Genomic DNA, 24571 nt, shown 5'->3' with positions numbered 1-24571 from the left:
CCCCTACTTGTTCTCGCTGGACGCCTCGACCGGCGCCTTGTTGTTCGGTTCGTTGGTGTTGGTGTTGTACTCGTCACCGAGCAGACCGACCTTGCCCTGGTCCTTCAGGGTGTCGAGGTAGTCCTGGTACTGCGCCGGCGTGACGACCTTCACCTGGAAGAGCATCAGCGAGTGGTACTCACCGCAGAGCTCCGCGCACTTGCCCTGGTACGTGCCGAGCTTCTCCGGGATGAAGTACTCCCAGTTGGTCTTGCCCGGGAGCATGTCCTTCTTGTAGAGGAAGTCGATGACCCAGAAGGAGTGGTCGACGTCGCGCGAGGAGAGCTCGATCGCGACCTTCTTGCCCTTCGGCAGGTAGAGGGTCGGCAGCTGCGACTCGTCGATCGCCCCGTTGGCGTTCTCTTCTTCCTGGGCCTGGATGCCCTGGTAGTAGACGCTCTCTTCGGGGTTGTCCTTGTTGATGTAGTTGAAGTCCCACGCCCAGCGCTTGCCGTACACGTGCACGGTGGCGTCGGGGTCGGCGAAGGGCTTCTCGATCGCGGCCTGGTCCTTCGCGGTGAAGGCGAAGAAGCCCAGCACCAGGATCAGCGGCACGATCGTGTAGAAGATCTCGAGCGGCATGTTGTACCGCATCTGCACGGGCAGGCCGGTCTGGCCCTTCCGGCGGCGGTAGACGATCGCTGCCCAGATGATCAGGCCCCACACGATGAGACCGACGGCGAGCAGAACGACCCAGCTGGTGGTCCACAGGCCGACGATGCGGCTCGTGTGGTTGGTGACGTTCTTCGTCTCCTCCGTGCCGGGGAGCCATCCGTTCATCTGCTGCTGCGTGCAGCCAGCCAGTGCGATGACCAGACCGACGGCCACCGGGACGGCCGCCCAACGTATACGGCGATTCGAACGCACTGTTACCTCTCGCAAAAGACGTGAGCTTCAGGAGGTCAGCCCGTCGAGTCCGACGGCGAGCCGCACGAAGGCGGCGCATGGCTGGCTCCCAGCTTGATTGGAACACTCCTAGCTTACTCGCAGCTCGGTACCGCTCGCGCACACACGACACGGTTCTGGCCTCGATCCGCACGTCGGCGGGCACCATTTCGCCCGGTCACGCCGCGCCCCGGCGCGCCACGTCCGGCCACACGAACGCGAGCGGGGAGCGACCGTTCCGGTCGCTCCCCGCTCGCGTGTCGGATCGCTGGTGATCAGTGGAAGCTGTCACCACAGGCGCAGCTGCCCTGCGCGTTCGGGTTGTCGATCGTGAAGCCCTGCTTCTGGATCGTGTCCTCGAAGTCGATCGTCGCGCCGTCGAGGTACGGGACGCTCATCTTGTCGACGACGACCTCGACCCCGTCGAACTCGGCGGTGACGTCACCGTCGAGCAGACGCTCGTCGAAGTACAGCTGGTAGATCAGGCCCGAGCAGCCACCGGGCTGGACGGCGAGGCGCAGGCGCAGGTCGTCGCGGCCCTCCTGCTCGAGCAGGCTCGCCACCTTGCCGGCAGCGGCGTCGCTCAGGAGGACGCCGTGCGACTGCGTTTCGGTCGCCGGTGCTTCGGTGATGGTGTCGCTCATCGCGCGTCTCCCTCCGGGCGGTGCTGGTCACCGCGCCTGGCGTCGATTGTAAGCACCCTCAGCTGCGCGTCGCGAGCCTGGCGAGCAGGATCGTCTCCGACGCGATGGCACGGTGCAGGACACCGAGGTGCTGTGACTCGTTCGGGCTGTGCGCACGGGTGTCCGGGTCCTCGACGCCGGTGACCAGGATCTGCGCGTCCGGGAACTCCGCGGCGAGGTCGGACACGAACGGGATCGACCCGCCGATTCCCTGCTCGACCGCCTCGGCGCCCCACCCCTCGCGCATCGCCGTGCGGGCCTCCTGGACGGCCCAGCCAGCGGTGTCGACGAGGAACCCGTCGCCGCTGTCCGGCTCGGTGATCTCCATCCGTGCACCGAACGGGACGTGCTCGCGCAGGTGGCGCTCGACGGCCGCGGACGCCTGCCGGGCGTCCTGGCCGGGGGCGACGCGGACCGACACCCGTGCCGAGACCGTGGGCAGCAGGGTGTTCGAGGCGTTCGCGACGCTCGGCACGTCCATGCCGGTCACCGTGATCGACGGCTGGAACCACATGCGGGACAGCACGGCGCCGGTGCCGATCGGGCGCACACCGGACACGAGCGCGGCGTCGACGGCGAGTTCGTCCTCGGTGCGCTCCGGCACGTCGGCCTCGTACGAGGTCAGCCCGTCGACGGCGACCGAGCCGTCGGCGTCGTGCAGCGAGGCGAGCAGCCGCACCATCGGGATCATCGCGTCCGGGGCCGCTCCCCCGAACATGCCGCTGTGGCTGGCGTGCTCGAGCGTGGTCAGGGTGAGCTTGAAGGTGACGTTGCCGCGCAGGGAGACCGTGATCGACGGCACCTCGGTCGACCAGTTGTCGCTGTCCGCCACGACGATGACGTCGGCGGCGAGGTGCTCCTTCTGCTCGCGCAGGAACGTGCGGAACGAGCGGGAGCCGAACTCCTCCTCGCCCTCGACGAACAGCACGATCCCCAGGTCGAGGTCGTCGCCGAACTGGGCGTGCACCGCGCGGAGCGACGCGATGTGCGTCATCACGCCGGCCTTGTCGTCCGAGGCGCCGCGGCCGTACAGGCGGTCACCGCGCAGGGTCGGCTCGAACGGCGGCGTCTCCCACAGGGCCTCGTCGCCCTGCGGCTGCACGTCGTGGTGGGCGTAGAGCATCACCGTCGGCTTGCCGTTCCGCGCCGGGCGCACCGCGAGCACCGCGGGCTGGCCGAGCTCGGTCTCGGCGTCGGCCTCGGCGACGTCGGCCGTCGAGCCGGACACCGCCGACCGCACGATCCGGACGTCGTCCGCGCCGAACACCCCGGTGGACCGGGCGAGGTCCGCGACGGCCTCGGCACTCGCGCGCACGTTCGCCGGGTCGAAGGCCGACCAGGACACCGACGGCAGGCGCACCAGCGCGGACAGGTCGGCGATCGTCGTGGGCAGTGCCCCCTGCACGTGTTCGCGCAGGGCGTCGAGGAGCGCGGGGTCGGTCGCGGGGCTGTGCTGTTCGCTGTCGGTCATGCCCGGTAATCTAGAGGAGATCCCGCACGCACACCGCCGTTAGGAACGCACCGTGGCGAAGGCAGCCCCCAAGACCAACACGACCGTCAACCCGACCGAGGCCGAGCTCCTCGAGCAGGGCAAGGGCCGCCCCACGCCGTCCCGCCGCGAGCGAGAGGCAGCGAACCGCCGCCCCCTCGTCGGCAACACGCCGGTCGACAAGAAGGCTGCGCGCGCACGTCTCAACTCGGAGCGCGAGCGTGCCCGGGTCGGCATGGCCAACGGCGAGGAGCGCTACCTGCCGGCGAAGGACCGCGGTGAGCAGCGACGCTTCGTCCGCGACTGGATCGACGCCCGCTGGAACGTCGGCGAGGTCATGATGCCCGTGCTCGTGCTGTTCCTGATCGTCGGGTTCGCGGCCGCGCAGACCGTGATCGCGTCCTACTCGCTCCTGCTGGTGTGGGCGTTCGTGGCGCTGTTCATCATCGACTGCGTGGTGCTGTGGCTGTCGCTCCGCCGCAAGCTCACCGCCAAGTTCGGCGAGCTCCAGCGCGGCACGTTCCTCTACATCCTCACGCGGGCGTGGCAGCTGCGCTTCCTGCGGCTGCCGAAGCCCCAGGTCCGGCGTGGGCAGTACCCCACCCTCTAGCCACACGCACACGACGAAGCGCCGCCCGGCCTGCCGGGCGGCGCTTCGTCGTTCCCGCTCCCCCATTCCTGCTCACGAAGCGGCCGTGAGCGCACCCACACGACGGACCGGAGGCCCGTGGCGGTGTCGCCACGGGCCTCCGGTCCGTCAGGTGGTCGCGTCTACCGCGCGGCGCGACGCAGCCGCCGTCGGCGCAGCCGGTTGATGCGCGCGGCCCAGGTCGGTCCCTCGTAGAGGAACGCCGTGTAGCCCTGCACGAGCGTGGCCCCGGCGTCGATGCGATCCTGCACGTCCTGCTCGGTGGTCACACCACCGACGGCGATGACGCAGAAGTCGGCGGGCACCGCGGCGCGGACGCGACGCAGGACCTCGAGCGAGCGGGCGGCGACCGGCGCACCGGAGAGGCCCCCGGCACCCATCGCCTCGACGTCGGACGGATCGGCCGTCAGGCCCTCACGGGAGATCGTCGTGTTGTTGGCGATCACCCCGGACAGTCCGAGCTCGACCGCGAGGCCCGCGATCGCGTCGATCTGCTCGTCGGTCAGGTCCGGTGCGATCTTGACGAGCACCGGCGTCCGGCCGGCGGCGTCACGCACCGCGGACAGCAGCGGTCGGAGCTGGTCCAGTTCCTGCAGCCCGCGCAGGCCGGGCGTGTTCGGCGAGCTGACGTTGACCGCCAGGTAGTCCGCGAACGTCGCGAGCCGACGGGTGGACTCGAGGTAGTCGTCGATGGCGTCCTCGACGGAGACGACCCGGCTCTTGCCGATGTTCACGCCGATGACCGGTCGGCCGGGGTTGCGGCGGGCGCGCTCGAGGCGTCGGGCGGCCGCAGCGGCGCCGTGGTTGTTGAAGCCCATGCGGTTGATCAGGGCGCGGTCGCCGATCAGCCGGAACAGGCGCGGGCGCTCGTTGCCGGGCTGCGGCTTGGCGGTGATGGTGCCGACCTCGACGTGGCCGAAGCCGAGCAGGCCGAGACCGGCGATGCCGCGGGCGTCCTTGTCGAACCCGGCGGCCAGGCCGAAGCGCGACGGGAAGTGGATGCCCATCGTGGTGACGCCGTCGGCCGCCGCGGGACGGCAGTACCGCTCGACGACGCCGCTCAGGAACGGCACGCGGGGCAGCCCCGCGATGACGGCGAACGCCAGGTGGTGGGCGCGCTCCGGGTCCATGTTCGCGAACACGGAACGGAACACGACGCGGTAGCCACCGCGCACGATCCGTTCGGCGATGCCGCTCACGCGCGCGTGCCGGACGGTGCGGACGACCCGGCGGCCGTGTCGGACGCCCCGTGGTGGTCGCGGCGGAGCTGGCCGATGGCGTCCTCGAAGTCCTCGAGCGAGTCGAACGCCTGGTAGACGCTCGCGAACCGCAGGTAGGCGACCTCGTCGAGCTCACGAAGGGGCGCGAGGATCGCGAGGCCGATGTCGTTCGCGTCGATCTGGCTGGATCCGGAGGACCGGACGGTCTCCTCGACGCGCTGCGCGAGCACGGCCAGGTCACCGTCGGTGACCGGGCGCCCCTGGCACGCCTTGCGCACGCCGGAGACGATCTTGTCGCGGCTGAACGGCTCGGTGACACCGTTGCGCTTCACGACGTTGAGCGATGCGGTCTCGGTGGTCGAGAACCGTCGACCGCAGTTGGGGCACTGACGACGGCGGCGGATGGAGGTTCCGTCGTCGCTCGTCCGTGAGTCGACGACGCGGGAGTCCGGGTGGCGGCAGAAGGGGCAGAACATGTCGTTCCCCAGGCTATCGGTTCGTGCGCTCCGTCACGGCGGCCCCGTGCGCGGGGAGCTGCTCCTCGGTGGACAGCGCGACGATGTGCGGCGCGACCTCGGCCAGGGCCTCGGGCGTGTACCGCACGATCTGCTGGGGCCGCAGGAACGTCGACGCTGACAGCCCGGACCCGAACCGGGCCTGGCCGCCGGTCGGCAGCACGTGGTTCGACCCGGCCAGGTAGTCCCCCAGGCTCACCGGCGTGCTCGGCCCGACGAACACCGCACCGGCGGCGTCGATGTCGGCCAGCACCGCGTCGTCGTTGACCGTCTGGATCTCGAGGTGCTCCGGCCCGTACGCGTTGCTCACGGTCGCCGCGTCGGTCAGGGAGTCCACCAGGACGATCGCGGACTGCGGTCCGTCCAGGGCGGCCTGGAGGCGCGCAGCCGTCCCGAGCACCGCCGTGCGTTCCGGGATGGCGGCCTCGACCGCGTCGGCGAACGCCGCGGACGTCGTCACCAGCACACTGCCGGCCTGCTCGTCGTGCTCGGCCTGGCTGATGAGGTCGGCGGCCACGAACCCGGCGTCGGCGGTGTCGTCCGCGATCACGAGGATCTCGGTCGCCCCGGCCTCGGAGTCGATGCCCACCACCCCGCGCACCAGACGCTTGGCCGCGGCGACGTAGTTGTTGCCCGGACCGGTGACCAGGTCGACCGGCTCGAGGTCGATCTCGGCGACGCCGTACGTCAGCGCGCCGACGGCTCCGGCACCGCCCATCGCGTAGACCTCGTCGACGCCGAGCAGCCCCGCCGCCGCGAGGATCGTCGGGTGCACCGCGCCGCCGTGGTCGCGCTGCGGCGGCGACACGAGGGCGATCGAGGGCACGCCCGCGACCTGGGCCGCGACGACGTTCATCACGACGCTGGACGGGTAGACGGCCTTGCCACCGGGCACGTAGAGCCCCACGCGGCGCATCGGCTGCCAGCGCTGGTGGACCTCGGCGCCGTCGGCCAGGGTCGTCACGGACGGGGCGGGGATCTGCGCGGCACTCGCGGCCCGGACCCGGCGGATGGCCTCGTCGAGGGCTGCTCGGACCTCGGGGGTGAGCCCCGCCACGGCGGCGGTGATCTCGGCAGCGGGGACCCGGACGTTCGCGGGGGCCCCGCCGTCGAAGCGCTCGGCCTGGTCGTGCAGGGCCGCGGCGCCACGGTGCCGGACGTCCTCGATCAACTCGCGCGCGGCGTCGACCGCGTGCGACACGTCACCCGCGGCACGGGGCATGAGTCGGAGGAGTTCGGCACGGGCGGGGAGGCCGCCGCGGAGGTCGATTCGCTGCATCATGAGGCCTCCAGCGTACCGGCGGCGTGCTGCACGACGGCGTCGACCACGGGCCGGTGGCGGACCGTCTGGTCGGCGTCCCACGCGTCGAGCAGGTGCAGCGTGGCGATCCGGAACGCCAGGGCACGGACGAGCAGCTGCGGCCACTCGGGGACGCCGGTGCCGAGCACGCCGAGCCGACCGACGGCGACCCCGTGCCAGCACACGGCGTCGACCGCGGCGATCGCGGCGCCGAGGCCCGCCGGGCGCCAGTACGGTGCCCAGTCGAACACCGTGGGCGGCTCCCCCGGCGTGAAGAGCACGTTGCCGAGCAGGTCGCCGTGGACGAGCTGCGACGGGGACGTCACCGGCCGGAACGTCGCGGCCAGGCGGTCCAGCGTCGGGTCGTCGGGAAGGGCTGCTCCGCCCCAGGCCGTGCGGTCCGCCCGGCTCCAGGGCTCGTCGCGGTCGTCGAGGAAGTCCGGGCGTGGCAGACGGGCGATCGCCCGGTGGAACGCTGCGCCCGCGGCGATCACGTCGTCCACGCGAGTCGGGTCGGTCCGACCGTCGACCCACCGCCAGGCCTCCCAACCGTCGTCGCCGGTGCTGACGCCGGTGCCGGCCCCAGCGCCGGCGGCGTCGCCGGCGCTGGGGCTGGCGTCCACGACCCAGTCCCCGGACGCGGCGGCGACCGGGCGCGGCGTCCGGAACCCGGCCGTGTGGACGAGCCGCGCCAGCGTGGCGGACCGCCACCGGGCCTCCAGGCGGTCACCGGACGGGCGGAGGACGACGTCCCCGGCGCGCCACGTGAGTCCGCGCCCGCCGGCGAGGCGCTCGAGCAGCCGGTCGTGCACGCCGAACGCCCGCAGGACGTGCGGTGCGGGCTGCCCGTCGGTCACGCGGTCCGCAGGATCTTCACCATCGGCCGACCCTTGGCGACCTCGTCGACGAGCTTGTCGAGGTACCGGATCTGCAGCATGAGCGGGTCGTCGAGCTCCTCGATCCGCACCCCGCAGATCACCCCGGTGATGAGCGGGGCGTTCGGGTTGAGGTGCGCGCTGGCGAAGAAGTCCTCGAACGTGGTCCGGTCGGCCAGGTGCTGCGCGAGCGCCAGGTCGTCGAAGCCGGTCAACCACTCGATGACGGTGTCGAGCTCCGCCTTCGTGTGGCCCTTCCGCTCCACCTTCGCCAGGTAGTGCCCGTAGACGTCCGCGACGGGCGTCCCGAAGATCCGGTGACCGGCCATGGTCGACGCTCCTACACCAGGCAGCGGGGTCCGAGCAGGCTCTTCAGCTCGCCGAACAGGTCGGGGGTCAGGTTCACCGGGAACGGCAGCTCGAAGGTGCGCGCGACGTCGTCCTTGAGCAGCTTCAGCCGGACCTCGGTGTCACCCTGGTGGCGGCCGAGCACGGCGGCGAGTTCCGTCACCGTGGTCGTCGTGGCCTGTCGTTCCGGCAGCGACAGGGTGAGCGGGCCGGAGCCCATCGCGTCACCGACGTTCGGCTGGAACATGCTCACCGCGTGCAGGGCCTTGCCGTCGTCGCGGACGTTGACTCGGCCGCGCAGGACGACGATCGAGTCGGGCACCAGGGACGGGCCGAACTCCTGGTAGGTCTTGCCCAGGAACATCACGCCGATCTGGCCGCCGAAGTCCTCGATGTCGACGATGCCGTACGGGTTGCCGCTCGTCTTCGCCACCCGGTGCTGCACGCTCGTCAGCAGGCCGGCGACGGTGACCGTCTCGCCCTCGATCGAGTCGTCGGCGGTCAGCAGGTCGGCGATGGTGATCGACTGGTGCTTCGCGAGCTCGATCTCGAGCCCGGCGAGCGGGTGGTCGGACACGTAGAGCCCGAGCATGTCCCGCTCGAACGCGAGCTTGTCGCGCTTGGACCACTCCGGACGGTCCGGCACCTGCGACACCGCGGCGCTCGGGGCGTCCTCCGCTGCCTCGGCGAAGAGCGAGTCGAAGTCGAACCCGACGTTGCCGTGGGCCTCGTCGCGCTTGACCTTCACCGCACCTTCGACCGCGCCCTCGTGGATCTCCACCAGGGCACGCCGGGTGTCGCCGAACTCGTCGAAGGCACCGGCCTTGATGAGCGACTCGACCGTGCGCTTGTTCGCCGACGAGATCGGGATCTTGCGCAGGAAGTCGTGGAACGACTCGAAGGCGCCCTTCTCGGTCCGGGCCTTGACGATGTCGTCGACGACGTTGAACCCGACGTTGCGGATGGCACCCATGCCGAACCGGATGTCGTCGCCGACGGCGGCGAAGAAGCCGATCGACTCGTTGACGTCCGGCGGCATCACCTTGATGCCCATCCGGCGGCACTCGTTCAGGTAGAGCGCGAGCTTGTCGCGGGCGTCGCCGACGCTCGTCAGCAGCGCCGCCATGTACTCGGCCGGGTAGTGCGCCTTGAGGTACGCGGTCCAGAAGGACACCACACCGTAGGCCGCCGAGTGCGCCTTGTTGAACGCGTAGTCGGAGAAGGGCAGCAGGATGTCCCACAGCGTCTTGATCGCCGCGTCGGAGTACCCGTTGTCCTTCATGCCCTGCTGGAAGCCCGCGTACTGCTTGTCGAGCTCGGACTTCTTCTTCTTGCCCATCGCGCGGCGGAGGATGTCCGCCTGGCCGAGGGAGAACCCCGCGACCTTCTGCGCGATGGCCATGACCTGCTCCTGGTAGATGATCAGGCCGTAGGTCGTGCCGATGATGTCCTTGAGGGGCTCTTCGAGCTCCGGGTGGATCGGCGTGATCGGCTGCTCGCCGTTCTTGCGGAGCGCGTAGTTCGTGTGCGAGTTCGCACCCATGGGCCCCGGGCGGTACAGGGCGATGAGCGCGGAGATGTCCTCGAAGTTGTCGGGCTTCATCAGCCGCAGCAGGCCACGCATCGGCCCACCGTCGAGCTGGAACACGCCGAGGGTGTCGCCGCGCTGCAGGAGCGCGTACGCCTCGGGGTCTTCGAGACCCATGTTCTCGAGGTCGAGCTCGGTCCCGCGGTTCGTCTTGATGTTGTCGAGGGCGTCACTGATGATCGTGAGGTTGCGGAGCCCCAGGAAGTCCATCTTGATCAGGCCGAGCGACTCCGCTGCCGGGTAGTCGAACTGCGTGACGATCTGGCCGTCCTGCTCCCGCTTCATGATCGGGATGATGTCGATGAGCGGGTCGCTCGACATGATGACGCCGGCCGCGTGCACGCCCCACTGGCGCTTCAGCCCCTCGAGCCCGAGTGCGGTGTCGAAGACGGTCTTCGCCTCGGGGTCGGTCTCGACCACGGTGCGGACGTCGACGGCTTCCTTGTAGCGCGGGTGGTCCTTGTCGAAGATCCCGGTGAGCGGGATGTCCTTGCCCATCACGGGCGGCGGCATCGCCTTCGTGAGCTTCTCGCCCATGCCGAACGGGAAACCGAGGACGCGCGAGGAGTCCTTGAGCGCCTGCTTCGCCTTGATCGTGCCGTACGTGACGATCTGCGCGACGCGCTCCGACCCGTACTTCTCGGTGACGTACTTGATCGCCTCACCGCGGCGCCGGTCGTCGAAGTCGACGTCGAAGTCGGGCATCGAGACGCGGTCCGGGTTGAGGAACCGCTCGAAGATCAGGCCGTGCCGGATGGGGTCGAGGTCGGTGATGCGCATCGCGTACGCGACCATCGAGCCGGCACCGGAGCCACGCCCCGGGCCGACGCGGATGCCGTTGTTCTTGGACCAGTTGATGAAGTCCGCGACCACCAGGAAGTAGCCGGGGAAGCCCATCTGGTTGATGATGCCGACCTCGTAGTCGGCGCGGTCCTGGACCTCTTTCGAGATGCCGTCCGGGTACCGGTAGTCCAGCCCCTTCGCGACCTCTTTCTCGAACCAGGAGTGCTCGGTCTCGCCCTCGGGCACCGGGAACTTCGGCATGTAGTTGGCCGAGGTGTCGAACTCGACGTTGCAGCGTTCTGCGATGAGCAGCGTGTTGTCGCAGGCCTCGAGGTTGTCGCGGAAGACGTGCCGCATCTGCGCCGGGGTCTTCAGGTAGAACTCGTCGGCGTCGAACTTGAAGCGGTTCGGGTCGTTCAGGGTCGAGCCGGACTGCACGCAGAGCAGTGCCGCGTGCGACTTGGCGTCGTGGGCGTGCGTGTAGTGCAGGTCGTTCGTGCCGACCAGCGGGATGTCGAGGTCCTTCGCCAGGCGGATCAGGTCGCTCATGATCCGGCGTTCGATCTCGAGGCCGTGGTCCATGACCTCGGCGAAGTAGTTCTCCTTGCCGAAGATGTCGCGGTAGTCGGCGGCCGCCTGCACTGCTTCGTCGTACTGGCCGAGACGCAGGCGCGTCTGGATCTCCCCCGAGGGGCAGCCCGTGGTGGCGATGATGCCCTCGTGGTACTCCTGCAGGAGCTCGATGTCCATGCGGGGCTTGAAGTAGTACCCCTCGAGCGACGCCTTGGACGACAGCCGGAACAGGTTGTGCATGCCCGTCGTGTTCTCGGCGAACATCGTCATGTGCGTGTACGAACCGGCGCCGGACACGTCGTCGCCACCACCGTCACCCCAGCGCACACGGGTCTTGTCCGAGCGGTGCGTGCGCGGCGTGATGTACGCCTCGGTCCCGATGATCGGTTTGACGCCACCGGCCTTTGCGGCCTTCCAGAACTCGAAGGCACCGAACATGTTGCCGTGGTCGGTCACCGCCACGGCGGGCATCCCCTGCGCGGCGGTCTCCGCCACGAGGTCGGAGAGCCTGGCGGCACCGTCGAGCATCGAGTACTCGCTGTGCACGTGCAGGTGGACGAAGGAGTCGGAATCCGACACGGAACCTCCGGTTCGTACGGTGTGCTGCGGGGTGGGAACAGCCTAACCGCGGCCGCCCACATTCCCGCGCGCGTCGGGGCGGTCTGGAGGCGCGTTGCGGGGCCGCACTGTGCCTCCAGGCCGGCAGCGGGTCGCGACACGCGCGGGGCGCGGCGCCGAGCGGTCAGGACACGCCGCCCGCGAGCCGCGGCGGGCGGGGAAAGTGTCGCCTGGCGGCCTCTCAGCCGACAGTTCGTGACCTCTCGGCGAGTGCGGCCGGGCGCGTCGTCGGGCGCGTCGGGGCGCGTCGGCCTGGAGGCGCGTGGCGAGGCCGAACCGCGCCTCCAGGCCGGCAGCAGGTCGCGGCACGCGCGGGGCGCGCCGCCGAGCGGTCAGGACACGCCGCACGCGGGCCGCCGCGGGTACAGAACCCGTCGCCCGGCGGCCTCCCAGCCGACAGTTCGTGACCCCTCAGCGAGAGAGGCCGGGCGCGTCGGCCTGGAGGCGCGTGGCGGGGCCGAACCGCGCCTCCAGGCCGACAGCAGGTCGCGGCACGCGCGGGGCGCGCCGCCCAGCGGCCGGGACACGCCGCCCGCGAGCCGCGGCGGGTGCGGAAAGCGTCGCCTGGCGGCCTCCCCGCCGACAGTTCGTGACCCCTCGGCGCAAACGGCGGGCCGCTTCGGACTGGAGGCGCGGGGCGTGGCCGCACCGTGCCTCCAGACCGGCAGCGGGTCGGGACGCGCGCGGGGCGCGCCGCCGAGCGGTCAGGACATGCCGCACGCGAGCCGCGGCGGGCGCGGAAAGTGTCGCCTGGCTGCCTCCCAACCGACAGTTCGTGACCCCTCGGCGCGAGAGGCCGGGCGCCGGCCTCGGGTCGCGACACGCGCGGGGCGCGGCGCCGAGCGGGCGAGACACACCGCACGCGGGCCGCGGCAGGTACGGGAACCCGTCGCCCGGCGGCGCCCCAGCCGACAGTTCGTGACCACTCGGCGCAAACGGCCGGGCGCGTCAGAGCGACGCGCTCCGGATCTGCTCCAGCGCGGCCTGCAGGTCGTCCGGGTACTGCGCCTCGAACGACACCCACTCGCCCGTGCGGGGGTGGTCGAAGCCCAGCCGGACGGCGTCGAGCCACTGGCGGGTCAGCCCGAGCTCGGCCGCCAGCACCGGGTCGGCGCCGTACATCGTGTCCCCGACGAGCGGGTGGCGTGTCGCCGCCATGTGCACCCGGATCTGGTGGGTGCGCCCGGTCTCCAGGTGCACCTCGAGCAGGGTGGCGGCGCGGAAGGCCTCGAGCGTCTCGTAGTGGGTGACGCTCGGCTTGCCCTCGGACGTGACCGCGAACTTCCAGTCACTCGACGGGTGCCGGCCGATCGGAGCATCGATCGTGCCCGACGTGGGGTCGGGGTGGCCCTGCGCGAGCGCGTGGTAGACCTTCTCGACCGTGCGCTCCTTGAACGCCCGCTTCAGGTGCGTGTACGCCAGCTCGGTCTTCGCGACCACCATCAGGCCCGAGGTCCCGACGTCGAGGCGGTGCACGATCCCGGCACGTTCGGCGGCACCGGACGTCGCGATCGTGAAGCCGGCGGCGGCGAGGCCCCCGGGCACGGTCGGCCCGTCCCACCCCGGCGAGGGGTGCGCAGCGACGCCGACGGGCTTGTCCACGACGACGATGTCCTCGTCGTCGTGCACGATCGTCATGCCCGGCACGGCCGCCGGAACGATGCGCGGCGGCTCCTTCGGGGTCCACTCGATCTCGAGCCAGGAGTCCGCATGGAGCCGGTCCGACTTGTCGACGGGAACCCCGTCGACGCGGACGCCCCCGGCGGCGACGACGTCGGCCGCGAACGACCGGCTGAAGCCGAGGAGCTTCGCGATGGCGGCGTCGACGCGCTCACCGGCGAGCCCGTCGGGCACGGGAAGAGAACGCGATTCGCTCACGTGGCGTCGTGGCCCAGCGTGTCGCGACGGTCGCGTTCCTCCGGCCTGGAGGCGCGGGTCGGCTCGTCGAGCGCCGCATCAGCCGACGAGAACGCGGCCCCACCGTCGAGCGGCTGAGCCGCGTCGACCGGCTGCGCCGCGTCGAGCTGCGCCTGGCGCTTGGCCGAGAGCGTGCGGGTGCCGTCGAGGTTCACCCCGAGGATCACCAGCAGCACGAAGACCACCATGCTGATGCAGATGAAGGAGTCGGCGACGTTGTAGATCGCCGGCATCATCCACGGCGTCGAGATGAAGTCGACGACGTGACCACGGCCGAAGCCGGGCTCACGGAAGAGCCGGTCGAGCAGGTTGCCCAGCGCGCCGCCGAGCAGCATGCCGAGCACGATGGCCCACCACATCGACCGGATGCGACGCGAGTACACGATGATCGCGACGACGACCGCGGCCGAGATGACCGAGAACACCCAGGTCATGTTCACCGCGAACGAGAACGCGGCCCCCGGGTTCCGGACGTACAGGAACTGCAACGCCCCGCCGAGGACCGGGACGGGGGTGCCGTACGGCAGGTTCGCGACGACCAGCGTCTTGGCGACCTGGTCGAACGCCACCACCACGACAGCGGCGAAGGCCAGTGCCGCGATTGCGCGGACACTGACCTTCGCTCGTGATGCTGGTCGCGACAACGTCAGTTGCCGAAGCCCTGCGCCGACGCCGGCGCCGGGGTGAGACCGGACTGCTCGCCCGAGTCGAGCTCGGAGAGCTGCCCCTGGATGTAGCTCTTGAGCTGCGCACGGTAGTCGCGCTCGAAGGTCCGGAGCTCGTCGATCTTGCCCTCGAGCTGGCGCTGCTCCTGCTCGAGCACCGCGACACGCTGACGGTTCGTGTTCTCGGTGTCGGCGATGATCTGACGCTGCTTCGCCTCGGCCTCGGAGACCAGGCGAGCGGCCTGGGCCGTGCCCTCGGCGATGAGCGCGTCGCGCTTCTCGATGCCCTCGCGGACGTGCTCCTCGTGGAGACGACGCGCCAGGGTCAGGAGGTTCGTGGTGCCCTCGGTGTCCTCGTCGGCGGGGACCGTGGTGGTCGGTGCCGCCGCGGCGACCGGAGCGGGCTCCGGTGCTGCCTCGACCGGGGCCGGGGTGGGCTCCGACTCGGCTGCGGGAGCGGGCTGCTCGGCCTGCGCCGACTGCGGGGCCGATTCGGCCGCCTGCAGGCGCTGGCGGAGCTCGTCGTTCTCCGCGGTCAGGCGACGGAGCTCGACCACGACCTCGTCGAGGAAGTCGTCGACCTCGTCCTGGTCGTAGCCCTCGCGGAACTTCGTCGGCTGGAACCGCTTGTTGACTACGTCTTCCGGCGTCAAAGCCATTGCCGTCACCTCAATAGAACTGCTGAACGTGTGGAACCGCGTGCGGTGCGACCGAATGTACCAGTCGTACCGTGCGGTGCGGATGCGCCGCCGGAGCGGGCATCGATCCCGACCACCGTACACCGACGATGGGGAGGAACCGTGCCGCGCGCCTGGCGTGGCGCGTGTCGCGGACGGGAGTCCGCTCAGATACCGCGTGCCAGGGCGGCGACCACGAACCGGGCGATGATGACGACGAGCATCACGATCGTCCAGCCGAAGTCGAGCGCCACCGGCCCCAGGCGGAGCGGCGGGAGGACCCGTCGCACCGCTCGGATGGGCGGATCCGTGATCGTGTAGACGAACTCGGACACCACGAGCATGCCCCCGCGCGGACGCCAGGAACGGTTGAAGCTCTGCACGAGGTCGAGCGCGAAACGCCCCCACATCACGAAGAAGTACAGGAGCAACGCGAGGGAGATGATCCCTAGGATCACGGACACGATGGGGCTCGCTCGTCTCGGGCGAGCGTCGTCAGACGACGCTCAGGGGCGGGTGTGCCGGGTACGGCTCAGGACTGGGCGAAGAAGTTCGCCTCGATGTCGGACTCTACCTCAGCAGGCTCACCGCTCACTGCGACGTGCGCCGGCGACAGGAGGAAGACCTTGTTCGTGACGCGCTCGATCTTGCCGAACAGACCGAGCGACAGCCCGGAGGCGAAGTCGATCATGCGTCGAGCGTCACCCTCGGTCATCTGCGAGAGGTTGATGATGACGGGGATGCCGTCGCGGAAGCTCTCGGCGATGGACTGGGCGTCCTTGTACTCGCGCGGGTGGACGGTGAGGATCTCGTTCATTTCCTGGACCGGGGTCGCCTTCTGTGCGGTCGTGTGCGAGCGGCGGAGCGGAGTGACCTGGGCGCCGCGCTGGTGGGTGTGCGTCTTGGTGGGAGCCGGGACGGCTGCGGGAGCGGCGGCGGGGGCTGCTGCCGCCGCGGGGGTCTCCTGCGGCTCGGCGGGCGCCGGAGCAGCCGCTGCGGCCTGGCGTGCAGGGGCTGCCTGCTGGCGCGCGGGCTCGGCCTGCTGCTCGTCCTCGTAGTCGAGTTCCTCATCGGCGAGGCCGAGGTAGACCATCGTCTTCTTCAGCGGGTTGGCCATGGTTCCTCCGGGGTTCGTGCTCGTGGTGCCCTGCAACGAGGCTAGGGTGCGGGCGGCCGGTTTCCCGTGATTGCGGTGCCGATCCGCAGGTGTGTCGCGCCCTCGAGGATCGCCTCGGCGTAGTCCCCGCTCATGCCGGCCGAGATGTCGGTCGCGGCGGGCTCGAGCGCCACGACCCGCTCGGAGATCGAGCGGAGTCGGGCGAAGGCGGCTCGGGGCTCATCGTCCAGGGGCGCGACCGCCATGACACCACGCAGTCTGATCGTCCCGGTGGCCAGCACGCGCGACACCATGGCCTCGACGTCGTCCGGCTGCACCCCGCCACGGCCGGGGTCGTCGGTGAGGTTCACCTGCACGAACCCGTCGATGACCCGGGGTTCCGGCTCGGCCTCGGTCGGGGCGAACGCGTCGACGACGGACCCACGGTCGAGCGACTGCACCACGTGGGCGTACCGCCGGGCCTGCCGGGCCTTCTTCGACTGCAGCTGCCCGACGAAGTGCCAGGTCAGGCCGAGGTCCGCCAGCTCGGCGGCCTTCGCCTGCGCCTCCTGGTGGCGGTTCTCCCCCACGTCCGTCACGCCGAGTGCGGCGAGCTCGCGGACGAGCGACGCCGGGTGGTACTTCGTGACGACGACGAGCGTCAGCTCGTCGGGCGAGCGCCCTGCGGCGCGCGCCGCGTCGGCGATGCCGCTCCTGACGGACGCGAGACGCGCCTCCGGTCCGTCGTCGGGTGACGAGGCGGACGGGAGGCGCGTGTCGGCTACCAAGGGTGGGTTACTTCAGGAAGTCGGGGACGTCGAGCTCGTCGTCGTCGTCGAACGCCGGGTCGGCGGCGCGCTGCACCGGCGGCTGGTGCTCCTGCGAGGCCCAGGACGGGCTCGACGTGGTCGAGTCCTCGATCGCGCCGGTCGAGGCGGCGACGGGCGCCGCTGCACTCGACTCCGGGTCGACGTAGCTCGAGCGGCGTTCCTTCTGCTGCTGCGCCGGCTCGCCGCCGTCGAAGCCCGCGGCGATGACGGTCACGCGGACCTCGTCACCCAGGGTGTCGTCGATGACCGCACCGAAGATGATGTTCGCCTCGGGGTGCACGGCTTCCTGCACCAGACGCGCGGCGTCGTTGATCTCGAAGATGCCGAGGTTCGAGCCACCCTGGATCGACAGCAGCACGCCGTGCGCACCGTCGATCGAGGCCTCGAGCAGCGGCGACGCGACGGCGAGCTCGGCCGCCTTGATCGCACGGTCGGCACCGCGGGACGAGCCGATGCCCATGAGTGCGGAACCCGCACCCTGCATGACGCTCTTGACGTCGGCGAAGTCGAGGTTGATCAGACCCGGGGTGGTGATGAGGTCGGTGATGCCCTGCACACCGGCGAGGAGCACCTGGTCGGCCGTGGCGAAGGCCTCGACCATGGAGATGCCACGGTCGCTGATCTCGAGCAGGCGGTCGTTCGGGACGACGATGAGCGTGTCGACCTCGTCCTTGAGGCCCGCGACGCCGTTCTCGGCCTGCGACTGGCGACGCTTGCCCTCGAAGCTGAAGGGCTTCGTGACGACGCCGATGGTCAGTGCACCGATGGACTTCGCGATGCGTGCGACGACCGGTGCGCCACCGGTGCCGGTGCCGCCGCCCTCGCCCGCGGTGACGAACACCATGTCGGCGCCGGCCAGGGCCTCTTCGATCTCCTCGGCGTGGTCCTCGGCGGCACGACGGCCGACCTCGGGGTCCGCGCCGGCACCGAGGCCGCGGGTGATCTCGCGGCCGACGTCGAGCTTGACGTCGGCGTCGCTGAGCAGCAGGGCCTGGGCGTCGGTGTTGATCGCGATGAACTCGACGCCACGGAGACCGAGCTCGATCATGCGGTTGACGGCGTTGACGCCGCCGCCGCCGACACCGACGACCTTGATGACGGCGAGGTAGTTGTGGTTCGTGGTCACGTCAGTCAGGCCTCCGGTCGAACCCTCAACCTCTACTTGAAGTTCAGGGGCAATGCTGGTAGATGTGGTGCTGGCTTCGACGCTACGGGTGCGTTCGGCGCAGTGTCGCCCCGCCACGCCGCGTGTCGCCGATCAGGTCCGGCAATTCAGTCCTTGGCGCGGATCACGCCGTTGTCCGGTGCCGAGACGTCGTACTCGACGACGACGCCGGGGTTCCGCGCCGCGTGGTCCTTGACCAGCGCGGCGAGCAGTTCGGCCTTCGCCACCGAGTCGTCCGGGCTCCCCCACACGACGGTCGAGCCGTCCTTGAGGGTCAGGGTGACGTCGTCGGCCGTCGACCCGGCGACGCGCGTCACCTGGGTACGGACGGTCGACGGCAGTGCCAGCACGACCTCGGTCATGGTGCGGAAGCTCGCGGAACCGAGGCGCGCCCGACCGATGTCAGCGAGCGGCATCGTGGCGGGACGCTTCGGCGACGACTGCACGACGATGCCCGCGGGGTCGACGAGGTCGAACGTGCTGCCGGACTGCACCGCGACCACCGGCGTGCGCTCGGTCACCGTGACGACGAGCGTGTGCGGCGGAGCCTCCTCGGTCACGTAGCTCTCGATGAGCGGGAAGCCGGCGACGTCCCGCTTGATCGCGTCGAAGTCGAGCCGGGCCAGGGGCGTGCCGATCTGGTCGGACAGCGCCTGGCGCAGCGCGGACTCGTCGACGCGGTCGGTGCCCTTGATCTCGATCGTGCGGAGCGCCATCAGCGGTGAGAACACCGCGACGAGGATCGAGACCCCGAGCACGAGGACGACGCTCGCCGCCGTGATCCACGCGGCGCGACGGTGCCGGCTGCGCCGGGTGAACCGGCGGACCTCGGCACGCTCGAGCAACCGGCGTCGACGCTTCGCGATGCGTGCCTCACGCGCGGTCTCGGCAGCGCGCACCCGCGCCCCGATGGGCGCCTCGGCGTGCTGGTCGGTCCGGGAGGCACCGGTCGCGTCGAGCACGTCGGTCACGGTCGCGTCGTGGTCGGCTCCACCGCTCGTGGCGGCTCGGCGTTCCGCGTCGCGGCGGTCGGCCTCCGGGTCCCGGTGGTCCTCGTTCGGCGTGTACTCGCGCAGGCGGTCCGCCACGGTGGAGAGTCCGGCGCCGAAGCGGCGCCCGGCCGCACCGGCGAAGGCGCCGACGCGGTCCCGCTGGGGACCGGAGGTGTCGGCGTCGGGCTGGACCGCGGGGGTGGGGTCGACCGTCTCGTCGACCGGGGGTTCCGGGGCGGACGCGGGGCGGGCCTCCCGGTCGTCGGCGACGCGTCCGCGGAACGGGAGCCGCGGCTTCGAGGGACCACGACGCTGCCGGGGCGCTTCCGCGGCCTCGGCCGGGGCGTCCCTGCGGGCGTCCCCCTCGTCGAACCCCTCGGGGCGCTTCACCGGGCCGACGCTCCGTCGGTGCCCAGGGCGCCGAGCACCTGCGGGATGATCCGGTACACGTCGCCGCAGCTGAGCGTCATGATGATGTCGCCGTCACGGGCGACCGCGGCCGCGCGTGCCGCCGCCTCGTCCCAATCGGGCAGGAACTCGACGCGCGACTGGTCGGCGAAACGCTCCTGCACCAGGGCCCCGGTCACGCCGGGCTCCGGGTCCTCGCGGGCGCCGTAGACGTCGAGCACGACCGTGTGGTCGGCGAGCTCCTCGTACACCTTGGCGAAGTCGCCGGCCATCAGGCGGGTGCGCGAGTACAGGTGCGGCTGGTGGATCGCGATGATGCGGCCGTCACCGACGACGTTGCGGGCGGCCTTGAGCGCCGCGGCGACCTCGGTCGGGTGGTGGGCGTAGTCGTCGTAGACCGAGACCCCGCGCTCGACGCCGTGCAGCTCGAAGCGGCGCTGGGTGCCGCCGAACGCCTCGAGCCCGCGGATCGCGTCGGCCGGGGCGACGCCGAGACCGGTCAGGACCGCGAAGGCGCCGACGGCGTTGATCGCGTTGTGTCGGCCGGGCACGCGGAGGGTCAGGTGGTACGCCTCGCCACCGGCGCGGAAGTCGACCTCGACGCCGGCCGACTCGGTGATGCCCTCGATGCGGACGTCCGCGTCGACGGCCTCGCCGAACGTGACGATCTCGGGGGCGTCGGCGCGCTGGCGGATGCCGGCCGTGACCGTCTTCGCACCGGCGTCGTCGCTCGAGATGACGACGCGCTCGCTCGCCTTCGCGGCGAACTCGACGAAGGCCTCGGTGAAGGCCTCCTCGCTGCCGTAGTGGTCCAGGTGGTCGGCGTCGACGTTGGTGACCAGGGCCACGGCGACGTCGTAGAGCAGGAACGAGCCGTCGGACTCGTCGGCCTCGACCACGAACAGGTCGCTGGATCCCGGGGCCGAACTCGTGCCGAGGGACTGGATGACGCCGCCGTTGACGAAGCTCGGGTCGAGGCCGAGCTCGACCATCGCCGTGACGATCATGCCGGTCGAGGTGGTCTTGCCGTGCGCACCGGCGACCGCGACGAGGCGGTGCTCGGCGATCAGGGCGGCGAGGGCCTGCGAGCGGTGGAGCACCGGCAGACCGCGGCGCTGCGCCTCGAGGAGCTCGGGGTTGTCGGGCCAGAGGGCGCTCGTGACGACGATGGTGTCGGCCTGGCCGACGTTCGCCGCGTCGTGACCGATGTGCACGGTCGCACCGAGGTCGCGCATCGTGCCGGTCGTCTCCGTCTCGCGGGAGTCGCTGCCCGTCACGCGGTGCCCGGCGGCGAGGAACATCCGGGCGATCCCGCTCATGCCCGCGCCGCCGATGCCGACGAAGTGCACCGTGCCCAGGTCGTCCGGGATCGGCTGGGTCAGGTCCGGCTTGATGGTCATCGTTCCTCCGTGGTGCTGGGGGCCTGCTTCGCGGCGTCGAGGACCAGGTCGGTCATCCGGTCGGCGCCGTCGCGGTGGCCGACGCTGCCCGCCCGCACGGTCATGTCCGCGATGCGGGAGCGGTCCTGCAGGATGCTCAGCAGCTGGAACGTCACCCAGTCCTGGTCGAATTCCCCGTCGGCCACCAGGACCGCTCCCCCGGCGTCGACGACGTCCTTCGCGTTGTGGCGCTGCTCGCCGTTGCCCACCGGGTACGGCACGAGCACGCTCGGCAGCCCGACCGCGGTCAGCTCGCACACCATGCCGGCACCCGAACGCGACACGACGAAGTCGCTCGCCGCGTACGCCAGGTCCATCCGGTCGCAGTAGGGCAGCACGTGGTAGCCCTCGAGGTCGCTCGGGCCGATGTCCGACGCGGCACCCACGACGTGCAGGACCTGCCAGCCGGCGCCCACGATCGTGGCGGCGGACTTGTTGATCGTCCAGTTGATGCTCCGCGCACCCGAGGAGCCACCGGTCACGAGCAGCACGGGCCGCTCCGGGTCGAGCCCGAACTCGGCGAGCCCCTCGGCCCGGACGGCACGGCGGTCGAGCGACTCGATCTCGCGACGGAGCGGCATGCCGACGACGCGGCCGTGGCGCAGGCGGGTGTTCGAGAAGGTCAGGCCGACGTGCTCGGTGAGGAAGGCGGCGAGGCGGTTCGCGAGTCCGGGCTTGGCGTTCTGCTCGTGCACGACGATCGGGGTGCCGGTGCGGCGCGCGGCGATGTACGCCGGAGCGGCCGCGTAGCCACCGACGCCGAGGACCACCTCGATGTCGTGGTCGCGGATGATCTGCTCGGTCCGCTTGACCGCCGCCGCGAAGCGCTGCGGGAAGCGCAGGGCCGCGCCGTTCAGCTTCCGGGGGAACGGCAGGCGCGGGATCGTCAGCAGCTCGTAGCCGCGCATCGGGACGAGGCGGGCTTCCAGGCCCTCGGCGGTGCCCAGCACGAGCACCTCGGCGCCGGGCTCCCGCTCGGTCAGCCGGTCGGCGACGGCGAGCAGGGGGTTGACGTGGCCGGCGGTGCCGCCGCCGGCGAAGAGGTACTTGCTCACCGCAGTGATCCGTTCGTGGAGGTCCGGCCGAGTGGGGCGCTCGTCAGGCCGGGGTCGTTCTTGCCGGGCAGGTCGCGGGCGAAGGAGAGCACGACGCCGATCGCCACCAGGGTCATGATGAGGGCCGAACCACCGGCCGAGATGAGTGGCAGGGGCACACCGAGCACGGGCAGCAGGCCGAGCACGACGGCGATGTTGATGAGCGCCTGGCCGATGATCCACGCGAGGATGCCACCGGTGACCGTCTTCACGAAGGGGTCGCGGGACTGCCGGATGATCTTGATCATGCCGACGGCGAGCACCACGAACAGGCTGAGCACCACGACGGCGCCGATCAGGCCGAGCTCCTCGCCGATGATCGCGAAGATGTAGTCGTTGTCCGCCTCGGGCAGCCACGACCACTTCGCCTTCGAGTTGCCGAGGCCGACGCCGAACACGCCGCCGGACGCGAGCGCCCACATCCCGTGCACGGGCTGCCAGCAGATGTCCTGGTACTGGCTGGTGTCGGTGCACCCGGACAGCCAGGCGCTGATGCGGGTCGAGCGCGAGGCCGAGGCCATCGTCACGAAGGGCAGCATCACGGCGAACGCACCGAGGCCGACGAGCAGGTGCCGGGCGCGGACGCCGCCGATGTACAGCGCGCCGAACACCAGGATGAGCATGACCATCGCGGTGCCCTGGTCACCGCCGAGGACGACGAGCCCGAGCGAGAGCATCGAGGCGATCCCGATCGGGATGAACACCTCTTTCCAGTCGTCGAGCTTGTCCCGCTTGACGTAGATGATGGCGCCGATGCCGAGCACCAGGCCGAGCTTCACGACCTCGGACGGCTGCGCGGTGAACGACCCGAGCTCGATCCAGTTCCGGTTGCCCTGGATGTCGATGCCGAGCGGGGTGAACACGAGCAGCTGCAGCACGAGCGCCGCACCGAGCAGCCGCATCGCCCACTTCCGCCAGATCCGGGTCGGGACCCGGCTGGCGATGAGCATGAGCGGCACGCCGAGCACGGCGTACAGGCCCTGGCGGGACGCCGCCCCGAAGAAGTCGTGGGTCGCCGCGTACTCCTCGACGCTCGACGAGGACAGCACCATCACGACGCCGAAGACGACGAGGAACAGCGTGACGCCGAGGATCGTGTAGAAGGTGCTGGACTCCGCGACGAAGACGTTCTTGACGGCGACGATCGCGCCGTTGGTCCGTCGTGGGGTCGACGCGGTCCGGCCGTTACGGCTGTTCGGAAGATCCGTCGGTGTCGTCGCCATCGACTTCTCCTCCCAGGTGCTCGTTGACCGCGGCCGCGAAACGCTGCCCCCGGTCGGCGTAGGAGCCGAACTGGTCGAACGACGCCGCCGCCGGGGCGAGGAGGACGGTGTCGCCCGGCCTCGCGACCGATGCGGCATGCCGGACCGCCTCGCGCATGACCTGATCAGTGTCCGTCGTCTCCACCTGGAGCACCGGGACCGTGGACGCGTGTCGCGCGAATGCCTCGAGGACCGGGGTCCGGTCGGTGCCGATCACCACGACGGCGCGGACGCCGGGGCCGAAGCGCTCGACCAGACCGTCGACGTCGACGCCCTTGAACAGGCCACCGACGATCCACACGACGGTGTCGAACGACGCGAGCGACGCGGTGGCGGCGTGCGGGTTCGTGGCCTTGGAGTCGTCGACCCAGGTGATGCCGTCCGCCTGGGCCACGAGCTCGGTGCGGTGGTGGTCGGCGCGGAACGCCCGGACGGCCGACTGGATGGCGCTCGGCTGGACGGTGCCGGCACGGGCCAGTGCAGCGGCGGCCAGGACGTTCATGGTCATGTGCGGGCTGGCGAGCCCGGCGGCCTCGAGGTCGGCGATGGTCGACAGCTCGAGCGCACTGTTGCGACGGTCCTCGTTGAAGGCCCGGTCGCACAGGACGTCCTCGACGATGCCGACGTCGCCGGGAGCGGGGACGCCGGGGGTGAAGCCGACCGCACGGCAGCCCTCCACCACGTCGGCCTCCTGCACCATCCGCCGGGTGGCGTCGTCCGAGGTGTTGTAGACACACGCCATCACGGTGCGCTCGTAGACCTTGGCCTTCGCCGCGCGGTAGGCCTCGGCGGAGCCGTGCCACTCCAGGTGGTCGTCGGCGATGTTCAGGCAGGCGCTCGCGAGCGGCACCACGGCACCGTCGCCGGACGACGCCGCGTAGTGCAGCTGGTGGCTCGAGAGCTCGACGACGAGCACGTCGTAGCCGGCCGGGTCGCGGACGACGTCGAGCACCGGCACGCCGATGTTCCCGCACGCGACGGCACGCAGGCCGCCGGCCTCGTACATCGCGGTCGTGAGCTGTGTCGTCGTGGTCTTGCCGTTCGTGCCCGTGATCGTGATCCAGGGGGCGGCGACCGGGCCGCGGACGACCTTGTCGCGCACGCGCCAGGCGAGCTCGATGTCGCCCCAGACGGTGCTGTTCGTCACCGACCACCGCACGGTGGCGTTGTGCGGGGGCAGTCCCGGCGACACGATGACGACGTCGGGTGCCTGCTGCACGAGCGCGTCCGGCACGGTGTCGAGCGGCGTCTGCAGGAACCGGGCACCGATCACGTCGAGCAGCTCGACGCTGTCGGCGGGGGCGTCGGAGGAGTAGACCGTCACCTCGCTGCCGAGCTCCACGAGTGTGTCGGCGACCGAGAACCCGGTGGCTCCGAGGCCGAGGACGGCGACGTTCAGCCCCTTCCACCCCTCGGAGTACCAGCTGTCGAGGGACTGGAGGCGGGACGGCGAGGACACCG

At 70.9% G+C, this 24571-nt stretch carries 22 protein-coding genes; 1 reads left to right on the top strand and 21 read right to left on the bottom strand.

Annotation, left to right across the window (positions count from 1 at the left end):
- Positions 1-3: 3 nt before the first annotated feature.
- From ctaC to ORG17_RS07020, 3 genes are all read right to left on the bottom strand, one after another.
- Complete coding sequence (gene ctaC, locus ORG17_RS07030; protein WP_027465265.1) at positions 4-906, bottom strand: aa3-type cytochrome oxidase subunit II; 903 nt, start codon at positions 904-906, stop codon at positions 4-6.
- A gap of 293 nt (positions 907-1199) precedes the next feature.
- Positions 1200-1568 carry a HesB/IscA family protein gene (locus tag ORG17_RS07025; protein WP_035808216.1) on the bottom strand — a complete coding sequence of 123 codons (369 nt, stop codon included), beginning with the start codon at positions 1566-1568 and terminating at the stop codon, positions 1200-1202.
- Positions 1569-1626: 58 nt separating this feature from the next.
- Positions 1627-3078 (bottom strand): dipeptidase, encoded by a 1452-nt coding sequence (locus tag ORG17_RS07020; protein WP_214526349.1) that lies wholly within the window; start codon positions 3076-3078, stop codon positions 1627-1629.
- A gap of 52 nt (positions 3079-3130) precedes the next feature.
- Here ORG17_RS07020 and ORG17_RS07015 point away from each other — a divergent pair, with 52 nt between their 5' ends.
- Positions 3131-3706 carry a DUF3043 domain-containing protein gene (locus ORG17_RS07015; protein WP_173033354.1) on the top strand — a complete coding sequence of 192 codons (576 nt, stop codon included), beginning with the start codon at positions 3131-3133 and terminating at the stop codon, positions 3704-3706.
- Positions 3707-3867: 161 nt separating this feature from the next.
- On the opposite strand, the gene ORG17_RS07010 is transcribed toward ORG17_RS07015, so the two are convergent.
- The 18 genes from ORG17_RS07010 to murD all read right to left on the bottom strand — a co-directional run bounded on the left by ORG17_RS07010 (position 3868) and on the right by murD (position 24569).
- Complete coding sequence (locus ORG17_RS07010) at positions 3868-4944, bottom strand: quinone-dependent dihydroorotate dehydrogenase (RefSeq protein ID WP_111057758.1); 1077 nt, start codon at positions 4942-4944, stop codon at positions 3868-3870.
- Positions 4941-5441, bottom strand: coding sequence for a transcriptional regulator NrdR (gene nrdR / locus ORG17_RS07005; protein WP_027465260.1), 501 nt, complete (start codon positions 5439-5441; stop codon positions 4941-4943). Before nrdR ends, ORG17_RS07010 begins: the two co-directional genes overlap by 4 nt.
- A 13-nt stretch (positions 5442-5454) precedes the next feature.
- A complete protein-coding gene (hisD, locus tag ORG17_RS07000) occupies positions 5455-6762 on the bottom strand; it encodes a histidinol dehydrogenase (protein WP_214526350.1) in 1308 nt (435 codons plus the stop codon).
- Positions 6759-7637 carry a hypothetical protein gene (locus tag ORG17_RS06995; RefSeq protein ID WP_214526351.1) on the bottom strand — a complete coding sequence of 293 codons (879 nt, stop codon included), beginning with the start codon at positions 7635-7637 and terminating at the stop codon, positions 6759-6761. Before ORG17_RS06995 ends, hisD begins: the two co-directional genes overlap by 4 nt.
- On the bottom strand, positions 7634-7984 hold the full coding sequence (locus ORG17_RS06990; protein WP_214526352.1) for a DUF2200 domain-containing protein: 351 nt from the start codon (positions 7982-7984) through the stop codon (positions 7634-7636). Before ORG17_RS06990 ends, ORG17_RS06995 begins: the two co-directional genes overlap by 4 nt.
- A gap of 11 nt (positions 7985-7995) precedes the next feature.
- On the bottom strand, positions 7996-11475 hold the full coding sequence (dnaE, locus tag ORG17_RS06985; RefSeq protein WP_071245757.1) for a DNA polymerase III subunit alpha: 3480 nt from the start codon (positions 11473-11475) through the stop codon (positions 7996-7998).
- 1038 nt (positions 11476-12513) lie between these two features.
- Positions 12514-13443, bottom strand: a complete 930-nt coding sequence (locus ORG17_RS06980) for an RluA family pseudouridine synthase (protein ID WP_214526353.1) — start codon at positions 13441-13443, stop codon at positions 12514-12516.
- Complete coding sequence (gene lspA / locus ORG17_RS06975) at positions 13440-14126, bottom strand: signal peptidase II (RefSeq protein WP_250892161.1); 687 nt, start codon at positions 14124-14126, stop codon at positions 13440-13442. Before lspA ends, ORG17_RS06980 begins: the two co-directional genes overlap by 4 nt.
- 2 nt (positions 14127-14128) lie before the next feature.
- Entirely contained in the window at positions 14129-14806 is a 678-nt protein-coding gene (locus ORG17_RS06970) for a DivIVA domain-containing protein (protein ID WP_214526354.1), read from the bottom strand.
- A gap of 185 nt (positions 14807-14991) precedes the next feature.
- Entirely contained in the window at positions 14992-15288 is a 297-nt protein-coding gene (locus tag ORG17_RS06965; RefSeq protein WP_017886631.1) for a YggT family protein, read from the bottom strand.
- Between the two features lie 68 nt (positions 15289-15356).
- Positions 15357-15941: a cell division protein SepF gene (locus ORG17_RS06960; protein WP_027465253.1), complete on the bottom strand. Its 585-nt coding sequence runs from the start codon at positions 15939-15941 to the stop codon at positions 15357-15359.
- 41 nt (positions 15942-15982) lie between these two features.
- A complete protein-coding gene (locus ORG17_RS06955) occupies positions 15983-16708 on the bottom strand; it encodes a YggS family pyridoxal phosphate-dependent enzyme (protein ID WP_214526355.1) in 726 nt (241 codons plus the stop codon).
- A 7-nt stretch (positions 16709-16715) separates the two neighbouring features.
- Entirely contained in the window at positions 16716-17876 is a 1161-nt protein-coding gene (ftsZ, locus tag ORG17_RS06950; protein ID WP_027465251.1) for a cell division protein FtsZ, read from the bottom strand.
- A 146-nt stretch (positions 17877-18022) separates the two neighbouring features.
- The gene (locus tag ORG17_RS18295) at positions 18023-19297 is read right to left on the bottom strand and encodes an FtsQ-type POTRA domain-containing protein (RefSeq protein ID WP_214586007.1); all 1275 of its coding nucleotides are present in this window, start codon (positions 19295-19297) and stop codon (positions 18023-18025) included.
- The gene (murC, locus tag ORG17_RS06940) at positions 19294-20715 is read right to left on the bottom strand and encodes a UDP-N-acetylmuramate--L-alanine ligase (RefSeq protein ID WP_214521252.1); all 1422 of its coding nucleotides are present in this window, start codon (positions 20713-20715) and stop codon (positions 19294-19296) included. Before murC ends, ORG17_RS18295 begins: the two co-directional genes overlap by 4 nt.
- Positions 20712-21809, bottom strand: coding sequence for a UDP-N-acetylglucosamine--N-acetylmuramyl-(pentapeptide) pyrophosphoryl-undecaprenol N-acetylglucosamine transferase (locus ORG17_RS06935; protein WP_214526357.1), 1098 nt, complete (start codon positions 21807-21809; stop codon positions 20712-20714). Before ORG17_RS06935 ends, murC begins: the two co-directional genes overlap by 4 nt.
- Entirely contained in the window at positions 21806-23071 is a 1266-nt protein-coding gene (gene ftsW, locus ORG17_RS06930; RefSeq protein WP_214526358.1) for a putative lipid II flippase FtsW, read from the bottom strand. Before ftsW ends, ORG17_RS06935 begins: the two co-directional genes overlap by 4 nt.
- Entirely contained in the window at positions 23034-24569 is a 1536-nt protein-coding gene (gene murD, locus ORG17_RS06925; RefSeq protein WP_214526359.1) for a UDP-N-acetylmuramoyl-L-alanine--D-glutamate ligase, read from the bottom strand. Before murD ends, ftsW begins: the two co-directional genes overlap by 38 nt.
- Positions 24570-24571: the final 2 nt, after the last annotated feature.

Origin of the sequence: Curtobacterium flaccumfaciens pv. betae, assembly GCF_026241855.1 — a bacterium.
In the GTDB taxonomy this organism is placed as follows: domain Bacteria; phylum Actinomycetota; class Actinomycetes; order Actinomycetales; family Microbacteriaceae; genus Curtobacterium; species Curtobacterium flaccumfaciens.
The sequence above is the reverse complement of the archived record's forward strand: the minus strand, read 5'-3'. Positions and strand labels throughout refer to the sequence as shown.